The sequence below is a fragment of the Pararhizobium polonicum genome, from assembly GCF_001687365.1.
In the GTDB taxonomy this organism is placed as follows: domain Bacteria; phylum Pseudomonadota; class Alphaproteobacteria; order Rhizobiales; family Rhizobiaceae; genus Pararhizobium; species Pararhizobium polonicum.
The window spans coordinates 234,705-251,028 of sequence record NZ_LGLV01000011.1 but is presented as its reverse complement, the minus strand read 5'-3'; the positions used below and the strand labels follow the sequence as shown (position 1 = coordinate 251,028).

The following is a 16,324-nucleotide window of genomic DNA, read 5'->3' as shown; positions in this document are numbered from 1 at the left end:
TCCGGTCAAAGGGTGGAAGCGGTTTCCGGCGCACCGAAACGGATGCGGAAACGCCGGTTTTCCTTGCCCTTCTTTTCGATCTTGGCGATGTGGATCTGGCCGACTTCCTGGGTTTCCGACACATGCGTGCCGCCGCAGGGCTGGCTGTCCACCGATGCATTTTCCCCAATGCAGACAAGGCTGACACGGCCGAGCCCCATGGGAGGCCGGACATTCTTCGACTTGACGATGTCGGGATTGGCGGCGAGTTCCTCGTCGGTGATCCATTGCAGATAGATCGGATGATTGCCGTCGACCAGCGCCATCATCGCGGCGGTGACGGCCTCCTTGTCGATGGTTTCGCTCATGTCGAAATCGACACGGCTTTCATCCTCGCCGACAGCGGCACCGGTGATCGGAAACTGGCAGACGACCGAAAGGAGGTGGCAGGCGGTATGCATGCGCATCAGCTTGTAGCGGCGCGGCCAGTCGATATGCAGCACCAGCTTCTCGCCGATCACTGGTACCGGCTGACCGGCGGCCGGAACATGAATGATGATGTCCTTGGTATCGCCGTGGCGGGTGGTGGCGATCTCGATTCGGCTGCCGTCGGCACGCTCGAAGAAGCCGGTGTCGCCGGGCTGGCCGCCCGACGTCGCGTAAAAACAGGTCTGGTCGAGCTCGATACCGCCATCTTCCCGTATTCCTGTGACGATTGCTTCCGTGGTTGAAAGATAAAAATCGTCGCGAAACAGGGCAGTCGTTTTCATGAGATGCTTATCCGGCGGGTTCGTATGGCACCGTTATTCCGGAATTCCGCGTCAGCCAGGCCGGAACGGGAAGGCCCTTGGACTTCAGAAACGCCGGATTGAACAGTTTCGACTGATAGCGGTTACCATAGTCGCAGAGGATCGTCACGATGGTATGTCCAGGTCCCAGATCTTTTGCCAGACGAATGGCACCGGCAATGTTGATACCGGTGGACCCGCCAACGCAGATGCCTTCGTTTTCAATGAGATCGAACACCAGCGGCACCGCTTCGGTATCCGGTATCTGATAGGCGAAATCCGGCGTGAAACCTTCGAGATTGGCGGTGATGCGGCCTTGCCCGATCCCTTCGGTGATCGAGCTGCCCGAGGAACTCAGTTCGCCATGGGCATAGTAGTTGTAAAGTGCGGCTCCCTCCGGATCGGCAATACCGATCTTGATGTTCGGGTTCTTCGCTTTCAGGCCAAGAGCAATACCGGCAAGCGTGCCGCCGGAGCCGACCGCGCAGACAAAGCCATCGACCTTGCCATCGGTATCGCGCCAGATTTCCGGCGCGGTGGTCTCCACATGCGCGTCGCGGTTGGCGACGTTGTCGAACTGGTTGGCCCAGATCGCGCCATTCGGCTCGGTCTTTGCCAGTTCCGCGGCAAGGCGCCCGGACAGTTTGACGTAATTGTTGGGGTTCTTGTAGGGGACGGCCGGGACCTCGACGAGTTCAGCCCCCAGGAGGCGCAGCGCGTCCTTCTTTTCCTGGCTCTGCGTTTCCGGAATGACGATGACGGTGCGGTAGCCGAGCGCCTGGGCCACCAGAGCCAGACCGATGCCGGTGTTGCCGGCCGTGCCCTCGACGATGACGCCGCCCGGCTTCAGCTGGCCGGACTTTTCCGCCTGCCGGATGATCGACAGCGCGGCGCGATCCTTGACCGACTGGCCGGGGTTGAGAAATTCAGCCTTGCCGAGAATGGTGCATCCCGTTGCCTCCGACGCGCCCTTGAGGCGGATCAGCGGCGTGTTGCCGATGGCTTCGAGAACGGAGGGCAGAACGGACATTAGCGAACCTCTTGGCTGCGGTAGCTGCGTGTGTCAGGCGGGCGCCTGAACCTGATGATGACCTGGACGGGCATGTGCGAACCGTATCGGCCGTGTCGGGCCTTCGCAATTCAACATACCGGAATATGAGCGTCTTTTCGGCCAGGTCATCCGAGGAAGCAAGAAATAGCGTTTCAACACAGTGTCGTCACCGGCAAAAATTGACCCGGATGCACGGCGCTGCGGTTTCCCAAACCGGGGTGATCCATTTCTTGACCCCCGGCGTAGTGAGGCGATAGTTTCCGCGGCGCGATGCGGCAAGACAGGTTCAGAAAATCGATGGCTGATGTTCAGCTGGATACAGTGGATGCCTTGATGGCACGTTACGCTGCCGGCATTCTACCGGAGCCGGCGCGCGTGCTCGTCGAAGCCCATCTCGAAATGCAGGCGAACAACAGATCCAGGGTCACCGAGTATGAAGCGGTCGCCGGCGATATTCTGGAAAAGATGGAACCTGTCGCGCTCTCGTCAAGAGACGCAGCCCTGAAAGCCGTCTTTGCGGCCGATCCGCCGGCAACACCGGCCAGAGCACGGCAGCGGCCCGCAAATGCGCTTTTTCCAAAGGCCGTCCATGATTTTATTGGGCTCGAGGCCGACGAGATTCCGTGGAAACGCAAGCTTCCGGGCTTCCGCGAGTACAGCCTGGGGAAGATCGACGGTTGCGATGTCAGCTTCTTCTGGCTCCGGCCCGGCCGGGCGATCCCGGCCCATACGCATGACGGCTACGAACTGGCGCTGGTGTTGGACGGCGCCTTCAACGATGCGCGCGGGCGTTTTGTCAAAGGCGATATCTCGGTGGCGGACGAGAGGATCGACCACCGGCCCGTGGCGGAGCGTGAGCGGCCGTGCATCGGTTTTGCGGTCTCGCAGGCGCCGTACAGATTGACCGGCTCGCTGCGCCAGCTGATTGGCGATCTGATCGGCTGATTTGCCGTCGAATGGCCTGAATGCGGGAACAAACTCCATTTCAAGACGTCTTATTTGGTGATCCCGGTTTGCGGGATTGACGATAGAGCAGCGAAAGGAACCCCCATGACCGATTTTGTCGCACGTCCCGAGCAGGGTCTGGCCTGGATCACGGGAGCAAGTTCCGGCATCGGCCGCGCCCTGGCGCTGCGGCTGGTGCAAGACGGTTTCAATGTCGTCGTCACGGCGCGCGACCACGAAAGGCTGGTCAAGCTCCAGCATGAGGCGACCGGGCCCGGCAAGATCACGGTGCTGGACGGCGACGTGACCGATCCGCGCGACATGGAGCGTGTTCTCGCAGCCATCGAATACGAACACGGATCGGTGGTGCTCGCCGTGCTGAATGCCGGTGTCTACATTCCCGTTCACGGCGAGGAGATGCAGCGCGAGGATTTCGAAAAGACCTTCGCGGTCAACCTGCACGGCACCGTCAACTGTCTGCTACCGGCGGTGCGCCACATGAAGGCAAGGGGCCACGGCCAGATCGCCATCGTCTCCTCGGTTGCCGGATATGGCGGCCTGCCGACAGGCGCGGCCTATGGGGCAACCAAGGCGGCCCTGATCAACATGGCGGAAAGCCTGAAATTCGATCTCGACAAGGCTGGCATCCGCCTGCAGATCATCAATCCCGGCTTTGTCGAAACGGCGGCGACGGCCAAGAACGAATTTCCGATGCCGGCCCTGATCAGCCCGCAGATCGCGGCCGATCGCATTGCCGAGGGGCTGAAATCCGGCGGCTTCGAAATCACCTTTCCCAGGCGCTTCACTTACGCCTTGAAGCTGATCAACCTGCTTCCCTATAGCCTCTACTTCCGGCTCATCAACAGGGCGACCGGATGGAAGAAGCGGCCGCTCACGACCGCAAGCCATGGGATGAAGGGTTTGAAGCGGGGTCCTCAGGCGGTGTGAAGGACGACGACCGCGCCGAAGACGAGAGCAAGCCCGACCCAGCCGATCGGCTTCAGCTTCTGGCCGAAAAGAACCCGCGCGGAAATCGCCGTGCCGAAAATTCCGGTAGCACCGAGAATGGCATAGGCGATCGCCAGATCCATGCCTTTCACGGCTTCGACCAGCAGGGCGAACGCGGCCAGCACCAGCAGGATCGACAGGGCGCCCCAGCCACGCCGGGCAAAACCGTTGGATTTGGTCGAGGCGAGGTTGGCGGCGACGTCGAGGATGCCGGCCAGCACGGCGAAGATGAAATAGATGTTAGGCGTGGTCATCGGCGGCCTCCCCATCGTCATGGACTTCGCCGGCGTTGACCAGAATGATGCCGCCGACGGCCATCATCAGCCCGATCATCTCCTGGTAGTTCAGCACATGATTGAAAACGAACACCGAAACGAGGGTGATCAGCGCGATGCCGGAGCCTTCCCAGATGGCATAGGCGACACCGACCGAGATCGTCTTCACCGCCTTGGCAAGGAAGACATAGGACAGCGCGATCGATACATACATGACGGCGTAGCCCCAGACGCCGCCGCCTGTCGATGCCGCCTTCATGACCGTCAGACCGATAACCTCGGTCGCGATGGCGAGCGCCAGAAAAACCCATGCAAGACGCACGTCATCACCTTTGAAACGACCGATTGAAAAGCTGCGGCCTGCATAAGCGTCCCGGCCGTGGCGGTAAAGCCGCGGAGATGACTTTATTGCCGAATACGCGAGAGAAGCATCCGGCGGCTGAGATGCACGTGGGCAGCGCCGCCGGATAGGCGCTCATTCATAGACGATCTGCCTCACATCGATGTTTTTGGCGCGGAAACCGGCTTCGCAGTAGAACAGGTAGAACTCCCAGAGTCGCTTGAAGCGGATGTCGAAACCGAGCGGCTCGACCTTGTCCCAGACGCTCCAGAAGCGCTCGCGCCATTCGGCCAGCGTGCGGGCATAATCGAGGCCGAAGCCGAAATCGCCGCTGATCTTCAAGCCCACCTTGCGGCCGAGATCGATCAAGTGCTGGGGTGTCGGCAGCATGCCGCCGGGAAAGACGTATTTCTGGATGAAATCCGGATTGGCGCGATATTCCCGATAGGATTCCGGCTTGATGGTGATGATCTGCAGGCCGGCTTTTCCGCCCGGCTTCAGGCAGCGCTGCAACTGCGAAAAATAGGCCGGCCAGTATTTTTCGCCAACAGCCTCGAACATCTCGATGGAGACGATCCGGTCGTAAAGCCCGGTTTCGTCACGATAATCCTGAAACTTGATCTCGACCTTGTCCGACAGGCCCGCCTTCTTCATGCGCTCATTGGCAAAGGCGAGCTGTTCGCGGCTGATCGTCAGGCCGGTCACCTTGCAGCCGATCTCACCCGCCGCATATTCGGCAAAACCGCCCCAGCCGCAGCCGATCTCGAGCACATGATCGCCAGCCCTGATATTTGCGGCATCCGCAAGAGCCTTGTACTTGGCGCGCTGGGCCGACTGCAGGTCATTGGCCCCCGTCGAATAGAGCGCCGAGGAATAGGTCATCGTCGGATCGAGCCATTGCTTGTAGAAGGCGTTGCCGAGATCGTAATGGGCGGAAATGTTCCGCTTCGAACCGGTCTTGGTATTGGCGTTCATCCAGTGGCGGAATTTTTCGACCAGCCGCAGCACGCCGCGCGCGCCATTGGAGAAGTTGCGGCCAACCTCGGTGTTGACGAGGAAAAGTTCCAGGAAAGCGCCGACATCCGGGCTGTCCCAATCGCCGTCCATATAGCTTTCGGCAACGGCGATGGTGCCGCCGGTCAACGCCCGGTGCAGCAGGTTCCAATTGTGCAGCGTAACGGAGGCAACGGGGCCCTGGGCCTTGCCCTTGATGACCACGGTGCGATTGTCGGGCAAGGTCAGTTTCAGACAGCCGGCCTGCATATGAACGAGACCGCGCAGAACCATCTGCGCCTTTGCGGGCAGGCCTTTGACAATGCGTGACAAATTCTCGGTGGAAAGACGTTCGCCGTCCTTCGGATCACAATAACCGGTGCCTGCTGTATTCATGCGACAGATCCTCAGCAATCATTGTTATCGACACAAAATAGCCTCATTCGGCCGGCCCGCCAACCTGGGATTCATCGGAAAATCCGGGCGATACTTTGTGGCCATTCCTCCAGACGCTCGTTGCCTGCGGCGCTTGCGGGCGCGAAATGCAACGGACGCCTTTGATCCAGAGCTTCAACACCTCCCAGTGAATCCCTGCGACAATCTCGAGTGTAAGATGCGGGATGCGCGTAACAAGACGCAAAATCTTGCCCGTCTTCCACGTCGGTTGGACGCCGGAGAATGTCGCAGGCAGCCGTGGCCCGTGCTTGTCGGTTTCCAGAATGCGCCGGCGCATCTCATCGGGATGAACGGCGAGACGCGGAAAAGCATCGCATTGCCGGCGGACATCCGCCTCGTCCAGCCGGTCGAGATCGATCATCAGGGAAAACACGTCGTAGCTGAAACAACGGCCGACCGGCTTCATCCACCGGTGCCGACGTCCTATGGCGACAGCGGCAGACCGCTACGAAACGGAGAAAAGCGCCGGAATCAGCTTTTCTGGAAGGCGAGGTGGGCGCCCAGGCCGACCAGAATAGCCCCGCCTGCTCGCTGCATCAGGCGCTGCGCATGGCTGGAACGCCGCAGCCTTGCAATCAGCGCTCCGGCCAGAAACACGCAGACGATATCGGCGGACGAAAACATCAGGTTGACGATCGTGCCGAGGATGGCAAGTTGCAGCCACACCGGAAACGCGGCGGATGCATCGATGAACTGCGGCAGGAAGGCGACGAAGAAAATCGCCGTCTTGGGATTGAGGACCTCGACGGTGACGCTTTCGAAGAAGGCACGGCGGCCGGATTTCGGCTCGATGCCGGGCAGGGCGGCGTCACTCGGCACTCCCGCGCGAAACAGCGAGATGCCCAGCCAGACAAGGTAGGCAGCGCCGGCAAATTTCACGATCATGTACAGGGTCGGCACCGCATGGAACAGGATCGACAGACCGGCGGCGGCGGCAATAACATGGGCATAACCGCCGAGATGGATGCCAAGCGCCGCCATCAGGCCGGACCAGCGGCCGCGTGCAATGGTCTGGGCCGCGGCATAGAGCATCGCCGGACCTGGAATATAGGCAAAGACCGCCGTGGTGGCGAGGAAAGCAATCAGCAGTTCGGTCGACGGCATTCTCTGCTCCTGTCTCTAATCCGGATAAGGTCGTTCGTGTATAGAGTAATGCCGAAAGAAAGTCGCGCATCCGTCATCTTGGGCTTTTCATCGCGGATTGTTTCCCATCCGCCAGCCGCAACTGTCCAGTGCAGTCATCGCCGCGCAAAACATGGCCGAAAATCAAAAAAGCCTCCGCATCTCTGCGAAGGCTTTATGAATTTGGCTCCCCGGGCCGGATTCGAACCGGCGACCTGTCGATTAACAGTCGAATGCTCTACCGCTGAGCTACCAGGGATCATCTGCGCGCTGCAGAAGTGAGGCTGCTAATACAAATGCTTTTCCGATTTGCCAAGCGGTTTTTCAAAAAAAAACAAACAATCTTGTCTGGCTGTGGAGAACGCCCCATCTGAGGGAGGCGGTACATGCGCGACGTGCCGACGAACCAAACCCTTGCCGTTGCGGGGTTGCGGGGCATCATGGGCGCGTCTCGCATTCGAACAGGTGGAGTTGATGGTACAACCGCAGAAAACGAAAAAATTCGGGATCGATGCGCGCACGCATGAACTTGTCATCGGGTCGTGGCGCATGCGGCTGCCGCAATCGCGGGCGCCGCGCATCGCCATGGGCGGTGGACTGATCTTCGGCGGCATGCTCGGCTTTCTGCCCATTCTCGGGTTCTGGATGGTGCCGCTGGGCCTGATCGTACTCTCGCACGACCTCGCCTTCGTCCGGCGGCAGCGGCGCAGACTGTCCGTCTGGTGGGGCCGCAAACGGCAGGTTTCGCGCTAGCATCAGCCTGACCGTTCATCGAATCGACCCCAGCCGGGAAAGCACAAGGCCAGCGGGGATGGTGACGCGCGTGCAATGCATTCCAAGATGTAAGCGGCATCTGCGCGCGGAGCATGAGTCTGCGGCGACTGTCCGTCATCCGGGGCAGGCCAATCGGCAGCGAGGCCCTCGGCCCTTGAAAACATTCAACGAATTTTAGGGACTTGCGGAACACATATGGAACATATAGTGTTCGTTCTTGATTTGTTTCTCGATTCTGGAGTGATCGTTCATGCTGACCCGCAAGCAACAGGAACTGCTTCTGTTCATTCACGAAAGAATGAAGGAATCGGGCGTGCCGCCGTCTTTCGACGAAATGAAGGATGCGCTGGATCTCGCGTCAAAATCCGGCATCCACCGGCTGATAACGGCGCTCGAGGAGCGGGGCTTCATTCGGCGATTGCCCAACCGGGCGCGGGCCCTGGAGGTGATCAAGCTGCCGGAAGCCTATTCCATGAGCCTGCAGCCCAAGCGCGGCTTTTCCCCCAGTGTCATCCAGGGCAGCCTTGGCGCCCAGCCGGCGCCGGCGGCGCCCGCCAAACCCGCAGCCGCCAATAGCGACAGCGTTTCCATACCCGTCATGGGGCGGATCGCCGCCGGTGTACCGATTTCGGCCATCCAGAACAACACGCATGACATTTCCGTGCCGTTGGAAATGGTTGGAACCGGCGAGCATTACGCACTGGAAGTGCGCGGCGATTCGATGATCGAGGCCGGCATTCTCGACGGCGACACGGTGATCATCCGCAATACGACGACCGCCAGCCCTGGCGAAATCATCGTCGCCCTGGTGGACGATGAAGAGGCAACGCTGAAGCGTTTTCGTCGAAAGGGCGCCTCAATCGCGCTCGAAGCCGCCAATCCGGCCTATGAGACACGGATTTTCGGGCCCGACCGGGTGAAGATCCAGGGGAAACTGGTGGGGCTGATCCGCCGCTACCACTAATCCGGGTTCATTTCCGACCCCGGCAGCAATTGGAAAACCAGCATTCATTGTCTGGCAGCGTGGGCCGGAGGAGGCGTTTTTCTGCGCCGCCGGTGCCGGACGGCCAGAACAGCGGGGCAGGGCGTTGCTGGATTTTACCAGGAATGAAGCGATCGCCGAACCGGATAGCGGGAGAACGGTTCGGAAACGTCATTTCGGAACTCACCACGGATGTTTTTCGGAAATATCCTCTTGCGATTTTTCTAGGATCATTCTAAACCGCCGCCACAGTTCGACGATTTAGAACTCGTGAGGCCTCGTGGCGGAGTGGTGACGCAGAGGACTGCAAATCCTTGCACCCCGGTTCAATTCCGGGCGAGGCCTCCAAAATTTCCCACAGTGATTACAATGAGATGGCGCAGAAAAGCGTCAGAATCCGATTGGACGGCCAAGGGCCGCAACCGGCGGAAATCAGCTGCGCTTCATCATCCAGCCACAAGCGTCGGCCCGTAGCCGGAAAACGAGGGATCAAATCGCCGGAGGCGGCGGGATCAATGATAGTAGAAGCACGCACAATCGGCTTTGCTGTCGTCCGGTGCATTCCAGACGCGCACCGCGAGCTTTTTGGCCGCGCCGGTCTCGTCCAGCCGCAACCCCAGCAGCGATACGGCCGCAAGCTTTGGATTGATCGCGTCGATCTCGATCGTCTTCCCGACTTGATGGACGCCCTCTTTCGGGGTCCAGGTGAAAAACTGCACGCTGTAATGCATTGCATTCTCCTTCACCGCGTTTGCACCGCACCGGGCAGCGCTTCAATTCCATGAACTGCATAGACTGTGTTACAGGCCGGAAACGGGCGCCACAGCATTCGATGCAGTGTTGCTCCTCAAAGAAGATAGCATATTTCGGCGAATGCACGAAATTTTCTCAAAGCTTTTCCTCCTGCGCTCACAACCTGTTCTCGAAGCCTTCGCAACCATGCCGGTTACCCCGGTGACGGCGCTTTATTGGTCAATGTGAAATGGTGTGTTCACCAAACCTCACCTTCAAAACGTGAACGTTTGGCACAATATCTCTCCAAGACATCACTTTGGATGTGAGGATGACCGGGGGATGCGAGGATGACCGGGATGAAAAGAGAGCCGCTGTTTCGGATCGGGGATTTTGCCATATGGTCCGCCATCCTGGGCGGTGTGGCCGGATATCAGCTGTGGACGCATGCTCACGCGCCGGCCCTGACCACGGTCATCGCCGTTGCCGGCAAAATTTCAGGCTAGCGACCGCTTTGTCCAGACAGGCACGCAATCCTGACAAAGCGCAGATCCCGCCACCCATGAAAGCGGCGGGTCTGGTTGAAGGCAGTCGAGGCCCCTAGCTGCCTTAGCCCTTCAGCTTCGCATTGCAGAGGCTGTAGAAGCCGCCGCCCTTCTGTATCCACTTCAGTCCGCCCAGCGTGTTTGCGTTCTTGTTGGCGTGGTAAGCGTCGACACAGGTGTGCATCCGCGCCTTGCCGGGCGTTTCGCTCGAATATTTGGTGTCAACGGCCGCCGGATATTTGACACCTGCCGGTGAAACAGTCGTCGGCTTGTCCGGCTCGACATTGCTATCTGCCGAGACTTCCGGTTCCGCCGTCGCATCGGCCCCGCATTGCGCTTTGCGGAAATCGTTCCATTTCACGCCCTTGGCAGAACCGTCGGCCTGCGCCGACTTATATTTTACACTGCATTCCTTCATCGTCAGCGCCGATGCGGGCGTCATAAAGGACACCGTTGCCAGAAGTGCGAGTGAGGCAAGAACTGCGGTACGAGTTATCATTACTCTCTCCTCCAAGTTGTAGTTGCAAACTGCAATATGGAGCAGTCGAAATTGGTGTCAAGCCGGGTAATAGCTCTTTGAAACCGAAGCCTTATGGCGCAAGGCCAGGAGTTTGACGCCCGGAGACCGGAACGCGCAACCTGCCAGGATGTGGAGTACCGGGCTGCAACCTTCCTTCCGGCAATCCGGACATTCCACAGCCACGCGCCTAAGCGCGGATCACCTCGGCGGCAGACGCGGGTTATGGTGCATCGTACCCCTGTGCGATCAAACGGTACCGCGCGGACAGAAGCCGGGCAGGGCGATCGTTCCCCGGGGATCATATCAAAGCATTTTCAATATGATAGATGAGAGTATGGCGGTCCGCGCCCGATGAGAACGCGTATTGAGTCGGGGCCATGCCCATCCTATGCCGCCGATATGTTGGGGTGCCCTCCCGGCTTTCGCCGATCGATGGATGACGATGTCACGCCTAAAGCCGGAGTACGCCCCGCAGCACGACGATACCTGTGCCGGAGAGTTCGGGCTCGGGCGTGAGCCGGATATGCAAAATGCTGCGGCGGCCCATTTTCGTGCCTTGCTCGATTGCCAGTTCGTTGCTGTTCAGGTTTCCGGTCGCTGCGAGATAGGCCGCGAGCGGGCCGGCAGCGGTTCCCGTCGCCGCATCCTCCCACAGGCCGACGGTCGGGTTGAAGAATCGGGCATAGGCCGCAGCCGGTGCATCGGGATCGAGCGCATAAATGTAGCAGCCCTCGGCCGATGTTGTCTCCAGAACGGCAAGCAGCTTGCCGGCATCCGGCTGCGCGCTGTCGACGGTGGCTGCGTTGCGAACCCGCACCATCAGATGGGCCGCCCCGGTATCGGCGGGACGCGCCGGTGGATCCGAGCGGATGTCGCTGCGATCAAGGCCGAGGGCTGCGGCCAGCGGCGTCACATCATCCAGCGGCTCGAACAGGCGCAACGGCGCCTGGCGCATCCGCCCGTGAACGCGGCCACCGATCGACACGAGCTCGATGGGGAGCACCTCCGGGCCGATCTCCTGCTGAAACGTCCGCGCGGTCGTCAGGTCCCCGAGTTCGCCGTGCTCTCCAAGCCAGAGCCATGCCCCGAGGGCATTGTGCCCCGCACCGAACACTTCCGCGCCGCTTGCGGTGAACGATCGCAACTTCCAGTCCGCGCGTGTGCTGCGCATGATGAACGTGGTCTCAGCCTGATTGAACTCACCGGCAATCCGGCGCATCTCCTCGTCGGTCAGATTGTCGGCCCCTTGCACCACGGCAAGCGGATTGCCCGTCAGCGGCGCGTCCGCAAAGACATCGATGAAACCAGCGACGAGCTCGACCATGATTATCCGCCTCTCCTGGATGAGTTGATCTCTTGTGGTGGTGATGTTTGCAGACCATAATCTCTTCACAAGAATGAGGAAAAATCGAATTTCTCACCAATAAGATGAGCTGGATTCAGCATGTCCCGCCTGCCGCCGTTGTCATCCCTTCGCGCCTTCGAGGCCGCGGCCCGCCGGGCAAGCTTCAAGATGGCGGCCGAGGAGCTTCTGGTCACGCCGACGGCCATCAGCCACCAGATCAGGCAACTCGAAGCCTATCTGGGATTTCGCGTTCTGGACCGCACCCCCAGGGCCGTGACGCTCACGTCACCGGGCAAAGCTCTCTACGAGGCGACAGCCTCCGGTTTCGGTGCAATCGAAAGGGTGGTCACGCAGTTGCGCGCGGATACGGGGCCTAGAACCATCACGCTGACGTCGACGACAGCCTTCCTGAGCCACTGGCTGGTGCCGCGGATGGAGGCGCTGCGCCAAGCCGTTCCGATGGTCGATATCCGGTTGCATACGTCGAATACCGTGGAGGATCTGCGGTCCGGCGGCATCGAAGCCGCGATACGCTACGGGCCCGGTCCGTTCCCCGGCGCAGTCAGCGCGTTGCTTTGCGATGATGCGCTGACGCCCGTCTGCAGCCCCGGCCTCGGCATGTCGAGCCCGGACGACCTGCGCGGGGCGACATTGATCCATATCGATGGGCGAACACGCCCGACGCCGAAACCGGATTGGCCCCGCTGGTGCGCGCTGGCCGGGATCAGCGGCGTCAATACCGATGCAGGCCCCCGGTTTCCCGACAGCATGCTGGCCGTCCAGGCCGCCATCGCCGGGCAGGGCGTGGTGATCGTCAGCCGGGTCCTGATCGCCGACGCTCTTGCCGCCGGCCTGCTGGAGGCCCCGTTCACGCAGACGCTTGCCGGCGACGCCTATCATTTCGCCTGCGCCACAGGACTGGAACAGCGCCCCGAGATGGCAGCGCTGCGGAGGTGGTTTCAGGATTGCTTTTCGGCGGTATAGCTATGGGCCTACGGAAACTTGAGCAGCGGGGCAGGCGGCAGCTTGCTGACCTCTCCAGGCTATTCATTCCACACAACGACCAGCTTTCCATCGAGTGCCCTTATAGCACTCTAACGCCGCCGATTGTGTGACACAGCTCTTGCTCGGCAGGTTGGTTGCTCAGCCTTTGCCTCCGGTTTGCGTCGCAAGCGGACAAAAGCGGCGATAGCGCAAATCGGTTTGGTGGCAATCAGGACGTAGCTGAGGTCTGAAGGCTATCGCGTAGTTACGACGCGGTCGTCCCGGAAACATCGTTGTGAAACCGGGTCCGGTAGATCGTCGGCGGCAGTCCGGTGGCGGCGCGGAAATGCTGGCGGAAGTTTGTGCCCGTGCCAAAGCCTGAACGTGCGGCGATGTCGTCCACGGACAAAGCCGTTTCCTCCAGCAGGTCGCGCGCGAAGGCGATGCGTTGCCGCTGAAGCCACTCGCCCGGCGCCAATCCGGTCGCTTCACAAATGTGCCGGTGAATGCTGCGGACGCTGACATGGGCTTCCGCAGCCATGCGCTCGACAGTCCATCTTTCGCCAATCCGCCTCTGGACGGTTTCGAGTAGATCGGAAAGGCGCACACCGGAGGGTGGCGGAAGAGAGCGCTCGATGAATTGCGATTGGCCACCGTCCCGATGCGCAGCCACGACCAGCCTGCGCGCCACGCTGTTGGCGGCCTTCGCGCCGAAGTCCTTTCTGACGATGTGAATGCAAAGGTCTAGGCCAGCCGCGCTCCCAGCCGACGTCAGGATATCCTCTTCGTCGACATAGAGCGCCTGTCTTTCCACCACGATCTCCGGATGGCGCGCCGCGAGTGTGTCGAGATGGTGCCAGTGCGTCGTCACGCGCCTGCCTGCAAGCAGGCCTGCCTGCGCGAGCACGAAAGCCCCGCCGCAGATCGACACAATCCGCGTTCCGGCTGCATTGGCTCGTCGTAGGGCGTCGAGCAGCGTCGCCGAAGCCGCGGCGTTCGGTCCCCGCCAACCAGGAATGATGATGGTGTGTGCTGCATCGAGCAATTCCAGTCCGCCGTCGGCTTCGAGGCGCAAGCCACCCGTACCCCGGATCGGTTCGGGTTCAGTCGCCGCGGTCAGGCAACGATACCAGTCCGATCCCATTTCTGGCCGGGACAGGCCGAACACCTCGAAGGCGCAGCCGAACTCGAATGTGCAGAGCTGGTCATAGGCGAGGATGACGACGAGGGGATTTGGACCGATTGGCATGATCCTTACGATAGTGGCAAATCAGGCCACTGGCAATGCGATGTGTAATCGTTAGCGTGATCGGCAAAAGCGGATCGGTGATCCCCGCGATCAACCAAGAAAATGGAGCAAGACCAATGAAATTGATCGGAATGCTGGATTCCCCCTATGTGCGGCGAGTGGCTGTGTCTTTTCATCTTCAGAACATCGTCTTCGAGCATCAGCCTCTATCGGTCTTCTCGGCGTTCGATACGTTCTTTGCGATCAATCCGGTGGTGAAGGCGCCGACGCTGGTCACGGACGATGGAACCGTCTTGATGGATTCTGGTCTGATCCTCGAACTGGGGGAGCGTTTGGCCGCCTTCGACCTCAAGCTCACGCCGGCCGGTTTTGATGCTCATGTCCGCGCCCAGAGGATCATCGGCCTCGCGCTTGCAGCCAGCGAGAAGACGGTTCAGATCGTTTACGAGCACAACCTTCGTCCGACGGAACGGCAGCATCAGCCTTGGCTCGACCGGGTTCAACTTCAGGTGGTCGCGGCCTATCGACTGCTTGAAGATGAGGTGCGGCAGGCTGATCCCTGGCTGTTCGGTGACAGACCTGTCCAGGCCGACATCACCAGCGCCGTCGCTTTCCGATTCTCGCGCGAGATGCTCCCGGACGTCATCATCGCCGAGGCCCACCCGGCGCTTGCAGCGCTTTCTTCCCGCGCGGAGGCGACCGAGGCGTTTGGCGCCTTCCCCTTCAGCTGATGACCGCAAGTAGTGGATCGAACATGCCGATGACCGCATCATTCAACAATACTATACTATTGGCCGACGCCCAACGGGTGGAAGACCACCATCATGCTGGAAAAGCTGGATGTGCCCTATCATGTGAATTTCGTCGACCTCATCAAAGGCGAGCAATTCGAGCCTGCCTTTCTGACGATCTTGCCGAACAATCGCATCCTGGCGCTTGTCGACCCCGATGGGCCAGACGGCGAGCCGCTGTTGATCTTCGATCTGGAGCGATCCTTCAATATCTCGGCCGAAAGTTTGGGCGCTTCTACCCCGTCGGTGACGCCTGCCGGGGCGCAGGTCGGGATGTGTCCGCCCGACCGCAGTTATCTTGGCAGGGGAATGACGTTGCGCCTCCCGCTGCCCCGAGAGGATGGTGACCTGGGAGTCCCGCGCCACGGCTCGCCATTTCGCGATGACCGCCGGCTCCGTTGAACATTCTGGAGCCAACAACATCGGAGCTGACGGCCGCCTAATTGATCATTTGATTGTCGATCGACTGCCTGAGCCTGCGAACGTCGCGGACGGGCGGAGCCCCGAACTGCCGCAGATATTCGCGGCTGAACTGAGAGGCGCTTTCATAGCCGACCGCATAGGCGACGTCGGAGGCACTATGGTCGCCGGCGAGCAGCAACTGGCGCGCCTCCTGAAGGCGTATCTGCTTCTGATACTGGATCGGGCTCAATCCCGTCAGCGCGAGAAAGTGGCGATGCAGACTCGCTCGGCTCATGCCGGCGGCTTCGCATAGAGCCTCGATCCGCAGCCGCCTATTGCCGCGGTCGCGGATCCATTCGACTGCACGACGAATGCCGCCGATCGCGCCTTCCGGGCGGGCGATGTGGCGCAACAGTCGCCCCTGCGGGCCCTGCAGGAGACGATAAAGCAATTCGCGTTCGGCCATCGGCGCGAGCGCCGGGATGTCCACAGGCGTGTCGAGCAACGCCAGCAGTCGCAGCAGCGTGTCGCGCAGCGGCGGAGTCATCGGGTTGATCGCGATGCCGCTGCCTGGCGCGTCCGAGTCGCGCACCGCCGGCATCGTCGATGCGACCTCGGCGAGGAGTGCCGGATCGAGGACCAACGAAATCGCCACATAAGGACTGCCGTCGTCAGCATCATGGATCTGGCCGCTCAAAGGCAGATCGAGTGCGCTGACCAGATATTGGGACGCGTCGTAGCGCAGGAGGTCGTCGTGAATGACCACCTCTTTCGATCCCTGCAGAATAAAGCAGATCATCGAGCGGTAGAGACACGGTGACGTTCCCGAGGTCGTTTGTCCTACGCCGATTTCCAGGCGGGGGATCGGTGTGAGGGTCATTCCGGTCCGCCCGTGGCGGAGCGCGATATCGCGATGCGGCTGTAAGGTGTCGGTCATGGCAAAGACTATGACACCATTTCTCCCATCTGCAAAGCGCTTGAGACAATCAGGCAAATAATTGAGAGCATTAGGCGGGGTGTCGGACACACCAATCGCCTATCTG

At 60.5% G+C, this 16,324-nt stretch carries 19 protein-coding genes, 2 tRNA genes and 1 pseudogene; 9 read left to right on the top strand and 13 right to left on the bottom strand.

Annotated elements, in window-relative coordinates; translation table 11 throughout:
• Positions 1 to 5: 5 nt before the first annotated feature.
• Positions 6 to 749, bottom strand: a complete 744-nt coding sequence (locus ADU59_RS18650; RefSeq protein WP_068955638.1) for an alanyl-tRNA editing protein — start codon at positions 747 to 749, stop codon at positions 6 to 8.
• A 7-nt stretch (positions 750 to 756) separates the two neighbouring features.
• Entirely contained in the window at positions 757 to 1,797 is a 1,041-nt protein-coding gene (locus tag ADU59_RS18645; RefSeq protein WP_068955637.1) for a cysteine synthase A, read from the bottom strand.
• A gap of 318 nt (positions 1,798 to 2,115) precedes the next feature.
• On the opposite strand from ADU59_RS18645, the gene ADU59_RS18640 reads away from it, so the two are divergent.
• Together ADU59_RS18640 and ADU59_RS18635 are read left to right on the top strand one after the other, a co-directional pair.
• On the top strand, positions 2,116 to 2,763 hold the full coding sequence (locus ADU59_RS18640) for a ChrR family anti-sigma-E factor (RefSeq protein ID WP_068955636.1): 648 nt from the start codon (positions 2,116 to 2,118) through the stop codon (positions 2,761 to 2,763).
• Between the two features lie 105 nt (positions 2,764 to 2,868).
• Positions 2,869 to 3,711 (top strand): SDR family NAD(P)-dependent oxidoreductase, encoded by an 843-nt coding sequence (locus ADU59_RS18635; RefSeq protein ID WP_068955635.1) that lies wholly within the window; start codon positions 2,869 to 2,871, stop codon positions 3,709 to 3,711.
• Here the strand turns inward: ADU59_RS18635 and ADU59_RS18630 are convergent.
• The 6 genes from ADU59_RS18630 to ADU59_RS18605 all read right to left on the bottom strand — a co-directional run bounded on the left by ADU59_RS18630 (position 3,699) and on the right by ADU59_RS18605 (position 7,216).
• Positions 3,699 to 4,025, bottom strand: coding sequence for an SMR family transporter (locus ADU59_RS18630; RefSeq protein WP_068955634.1), 327 nt, complete (start codon positions 4,023 to 4,025; stop codon positions 3,699 to 3,701). The two genes, ADU59_RS18635 and ADU59_RS18630, sit on opposite strands and share 13 nt — an antisense overlap.
• A complete protein-coding gene (locus ADU59_RS18625) occupies positions 4,012 to 4,368 on the bottom strand; it encodes an SMR family transporter (RefSeq protein ID WP_068955633.1) in 357 nt (118 codons plus the stop codon). Before ADU59_RS18625 ends, ADU59_RS18630 begins: the two co-directional genes overlap by 14 nt.
• Positions 4,369 to 4,521: 153 nt before the next feature.
• Positions 4,522 to 5,775: an SAM-dependent methyltransferase gene (locus ADU59_RS18620; RefSeq protein WP_068955632.1), complete on the bottom strand. Its 1,254-nt coding sequence runs from the start codon at positions 5,773 to 5,775 to the stop codon at positions 4,522 to 4,524.
• A gap of 43 nt (positions 5,776 to 5,818) precedes the next feature.
• Positions 5,819 to 6,241, bottom strand: a complete 423-nt coding sequence (locus tag ADU59_RS18615; RefSeq protein WP_068955631.1) for a DUF1365 family protein — start codon at positions 6,239 to 6,241, stop codon at positions 5,819 to 5,821.
• A 65-nt stretch (positions 6,242 to 6,306) separates the two neighbouring features.
• The gene (locus ADU59_RS18610; RefSeq protein ID WP_068955630.1) at positions 6,307 to 6,939 is read right to left on the bottom strand and encodes a LysE family translocator; all 633 of its coding nucleotides are present in this window, start codon (positions 6,937 to 6,939) and stop codon (positions 6,307 to 6,309) included.
• Between the two features lie 202 nt (positions 6,940 to 7,141).
• A tRNA-Asn gene (locus ADU59_RS18605) sits at positions 7,142 to 7,216 on the bottom strand.
• Positions 7,217 to 7,431: 215 nt separating this feature from the next.
• Here ADU59_RS18605 and ADU59_RS18600 point away from each other — a divergent pair.
• The 3 genes from ADU59_RS18600 to ADU59_RS18590 all read left to right on the top strand — a co-directional run bounded on the left by ADU59_RS18600 (position 7,432) and on the right by ADU59_RS18590 (position 9,061).
• The gene (locus ADU59_RS18600) at positions 7,432 to 7,710 is read left to right on the top strand and encodes a hypothetical protein (protein WP_068955629.1); all 279 of its coding nucleotides are present in this window, start codon (positions 7,432 to 7,434) and stop codon (positions 7,708 to 7,710) included.
• Between the two features lie 271 nt (positions 7,711 to 7,981).
• Positions 7,982 to 8,695 carry a transcriptional repressor LexA gene (lexA, locus tag ADU59_RS18595; RefSeq protein ID WP_068955628.1) on the top strand — a complete coding sequence of 238 codons (714 nt, stop codon included), beginning with the start codon at positions 7,982 to 7,984 and terminating at the stop codon, positions 8,693 to 8,695.
• A 292-nt stretch (positions 8,696 to 8,987) separates the two neighbouring features.
• A tRNA-Cys gene (locus ADU59_RS18590) sits at positions 8,988 to 9,061 on the top strand.
• Between the two features lie 164 nt (positions 9,062 to 9,225).
• Here the strand turns inward: ADU59_RS18590 and ADU59_RS18585 are convergent.
• A complete protein-coding gene (locus ADU59_RS18585; protein WP_068955627.1) occupies positions 9,226 to 9,444 on the bottom strand; it encodes a hypothetical protein in 219 nt (72 codons plus the stop codon).
• 351 nt (positions 9,445 to 9,795) lie between these two features.
• Here ADU59_RS18585 and ADU59_RS30675 point away from each other — a divergent pair, with 351 nt between their 5' ends.
• Complete coding sequence (locus tag ADU59_RS30675) at positions 9,796 to 9,951, top strand: hypothetical protein (protein ID WP_099050869.1); 156 nt, start codon at positions 9,796 to 9,798, stop codon at positions 9,949 to 9,951.
• A 103-nt stretch (positions 9,952 to 10,054) separates the two neighbouring features.
• Here ADU59_RS30675 and ADU59_RS18580 read toward each other — a convergent pair whose 3' ends face one another.
• Positions 10,055 to 10,489, bottom strand: coding sequence for a hypothetical protein (locus ADU59_RS18580; RefSeq protein WP_068955626.1), 435 nt, complete (start codon positions 10,487 to 10,489; stop codon positions 10,055 to 10,057).
• A gap of 472 nt (positions 10,490 to 10,961) precedes the next feature.
• Complete coding sequence (locus tag ADU59_RS18575) at positions 10,962 to 11,834, bottom strand: PhzF family phenazine biosynthesis protein (protein ID WP_068955625.1); 873 nt, start codon at positions 11,832 to 11,834, stop codon at positions 10,962 to 10,964.
• A gap of 120 nt (positions 11,835 to 11,954) precedes the next feature.
• Between ADU59_RS18575 and ADU59_RS18570 the strand changes: the two genes are divergently transcribed.
• Positions 11,955 to 12,839 (top strand): LysR substrate-binding domain-containing protein, encoded by an 885-nt coding sequence (locus tag ADU59_RS18570; RefSeq protein WP_068955624.1) that lies wholly within the window; start codon positions 11,955 to 11,957, stop codon positions 12,837 to 12,839.
• Between the two features lie 265 nt (positions 12,840 to 13,104).
• Here ADU59_RS18570 and ftrA read toward each other — a convergent pair whose 3' ends face one another.
• Positions 13,105 to 14,088 (bottom strand): transcriptional regulator FtrA, encoded by a 984-nt coding sequence (gene ftrA, locus ADU59_RS18565; protein WP_068955623.1) that lies wholly within the window; start codon positions 14,086 to 14,088, stop codon positions 13,105 to 13,107.
• Positions 14,089 to 14,144: 56 nt separating this feature from the next.
• Between ftrA and ADU59_RS18560 the strand changes: the two genes are divergently transcribed.
• Complete coding sequence (locus tag ADU59_RS18560; RefSeq protein WP_244506461.1) at positions 14,145 to 14,819, top strand: glutathione S-transferase; 675 nt, start codon at positions 14,145 to 14,147, stop codon at positions 14,817 to 14,819.
• A 93-nt stretch (positions 14,820 to 14,912) separates the two neighbouring features.
• Positions 14,913 to 15,208: pseudogene (locus ADU59_RS18555) on the top strand (thioredoxin domain-containing protein); the annotation flags it as partial.
• 110 nt (positions 15,209 to 15,318) lie between these two features.
• On the opposite strand, the gene ADU59_RS18550 reads toward ADU59_RS18555, so the two are convergent.
• Complete coding sequence (locus ADU59_RS18550) at positions 15,319 to 16,218, bottom strand: AraC family transcriptional regulator (protein WP_068955621.1); 900 nt, start codon at positions 16,216 to 16,218, stop codon at positions 15,319 to 15,321.
• Between the last annotated feature and the right edge of the window lie 106 nt (positions 16,219 to 16,324).

Bases quoted from the DNA above. Each gene is read 5' to 3' on its own strand.
- ADU59_RS18650 (WP_068955638.1), bottom strand. From the start codon at position 749: ATGAAAACGACTGCCCTGTTTCGCGACGATTTTTATCTTTCAACCACG.
- ADU59_RS18645 (WP_068955637.1), bottom strand. From the start codon at position 1,797: ATGTCCGTTCTGCCCTCCGTTCTCGAAGCCATCGGCAACACGCCGCTG.
- ADU59_RS18640 (WP_068955636.1), top strand. From the start codon at position 2,116: ATGGCTGATGTTCAGCTGGATACAGTGGATGCCTTGATGGCACGTTAC.
- ADU59_RS18635 (WP_068955635.1), top strand. From the start codon at position 2,869: ATGACCGATTTTGTCGCACGTCCCGAGCAGGGTCTGGCCTGGATCACG.
- ADU59_RS18630 (WP_068955634.1), bottom strand. From the start codon at position 4,025: ATGACCACGCCTAACATCTATTTCATCTTCGCCGTGCTGGCCGGCATC.
- ADU59_RS18620 (WP_068955632.1), bottom strand. From the start codon at position 5,775: ATGAATACAGCAGGCACCGGTTATTGTGATCCGAAGGACGGCGAACGT.
- ADU59_RS18615 (WP_068955631.1), bottom strand. From the start codon at position 6,241: ATGAAGCCGGTCGGCCGTTGTTTCAGCTACGACGTGTTTTCCCTGATG.
- ADU59_RS18610 (WP_068955630.1), bottom strand. From the start codon at position 6,939: ATGCCGTCGACCGAACTGCTGATTGCTTTCCTCGCCACCACGGCGGTC.
- ADU59_RS18600 (WP_068955629.1), top strand. From the start codon at position 7,432: ATGGTACAACCGCAGAAAACGAAAAAATTCGGGATCGATGCGCGCACG.
- lexA (WP_068955628.1), top strand. From the start codon at position 7,982: ATGCTGACCCGCAAGCAACAGGAACTGCTTCTGTTCATTCACGAAAGA.
- ADU59_RS18585 (WP_068955627.1), bottom strand. From the start codon at position 9,444: ATGCATTACAGCGTGCAGTTTTTCACCTGGACCCCGAAAGAGGGCGTC.
- ADU59_RS30675 (WP_099050869.1), top strand. From the start codon at position 9,796: ATGACCGGGATGAAAAGAGAGCCGCTGTTTCGGATCGGGGATTTTGCC.
- ADU59_RS18580 (WP_068955626.1), bottom strand. From the start codon at position 10,489: ATGATAACTCGTACCGCAGTTCTTGCCTCACTCGCACTTCTGGCAACG.
- ADU59_RS18575 (WP_068955625.1), bottom strand. From the start codon at position 11,834: ATGGTCGAGCTCGTCGCTGGTTTCATCGATGTCTTTGCGGACGCGCCG.
- ADU59_RS18570 (WP_068955624.1), top strand. From the start codon at position 11,955: ATGTCCCGCCTGCCGCCGTTGTCATCCCTTCGCGCCTTCGAGGCCGCG.
- ftrA (WP_068955623.1), bottom strand. From the start codon at position 14,088: ATGCCAATCGGTCCAAATCCCCTCGTCGTCATCCTCGCCTATGACCAG.
- ADU59_RS18550 (WP_068955621.1), bottom strand. From the start codon at position 16,218: ATGACCGACACCTTACAGCCGCATCGCGATATCGCGCTCCGCCACGGG.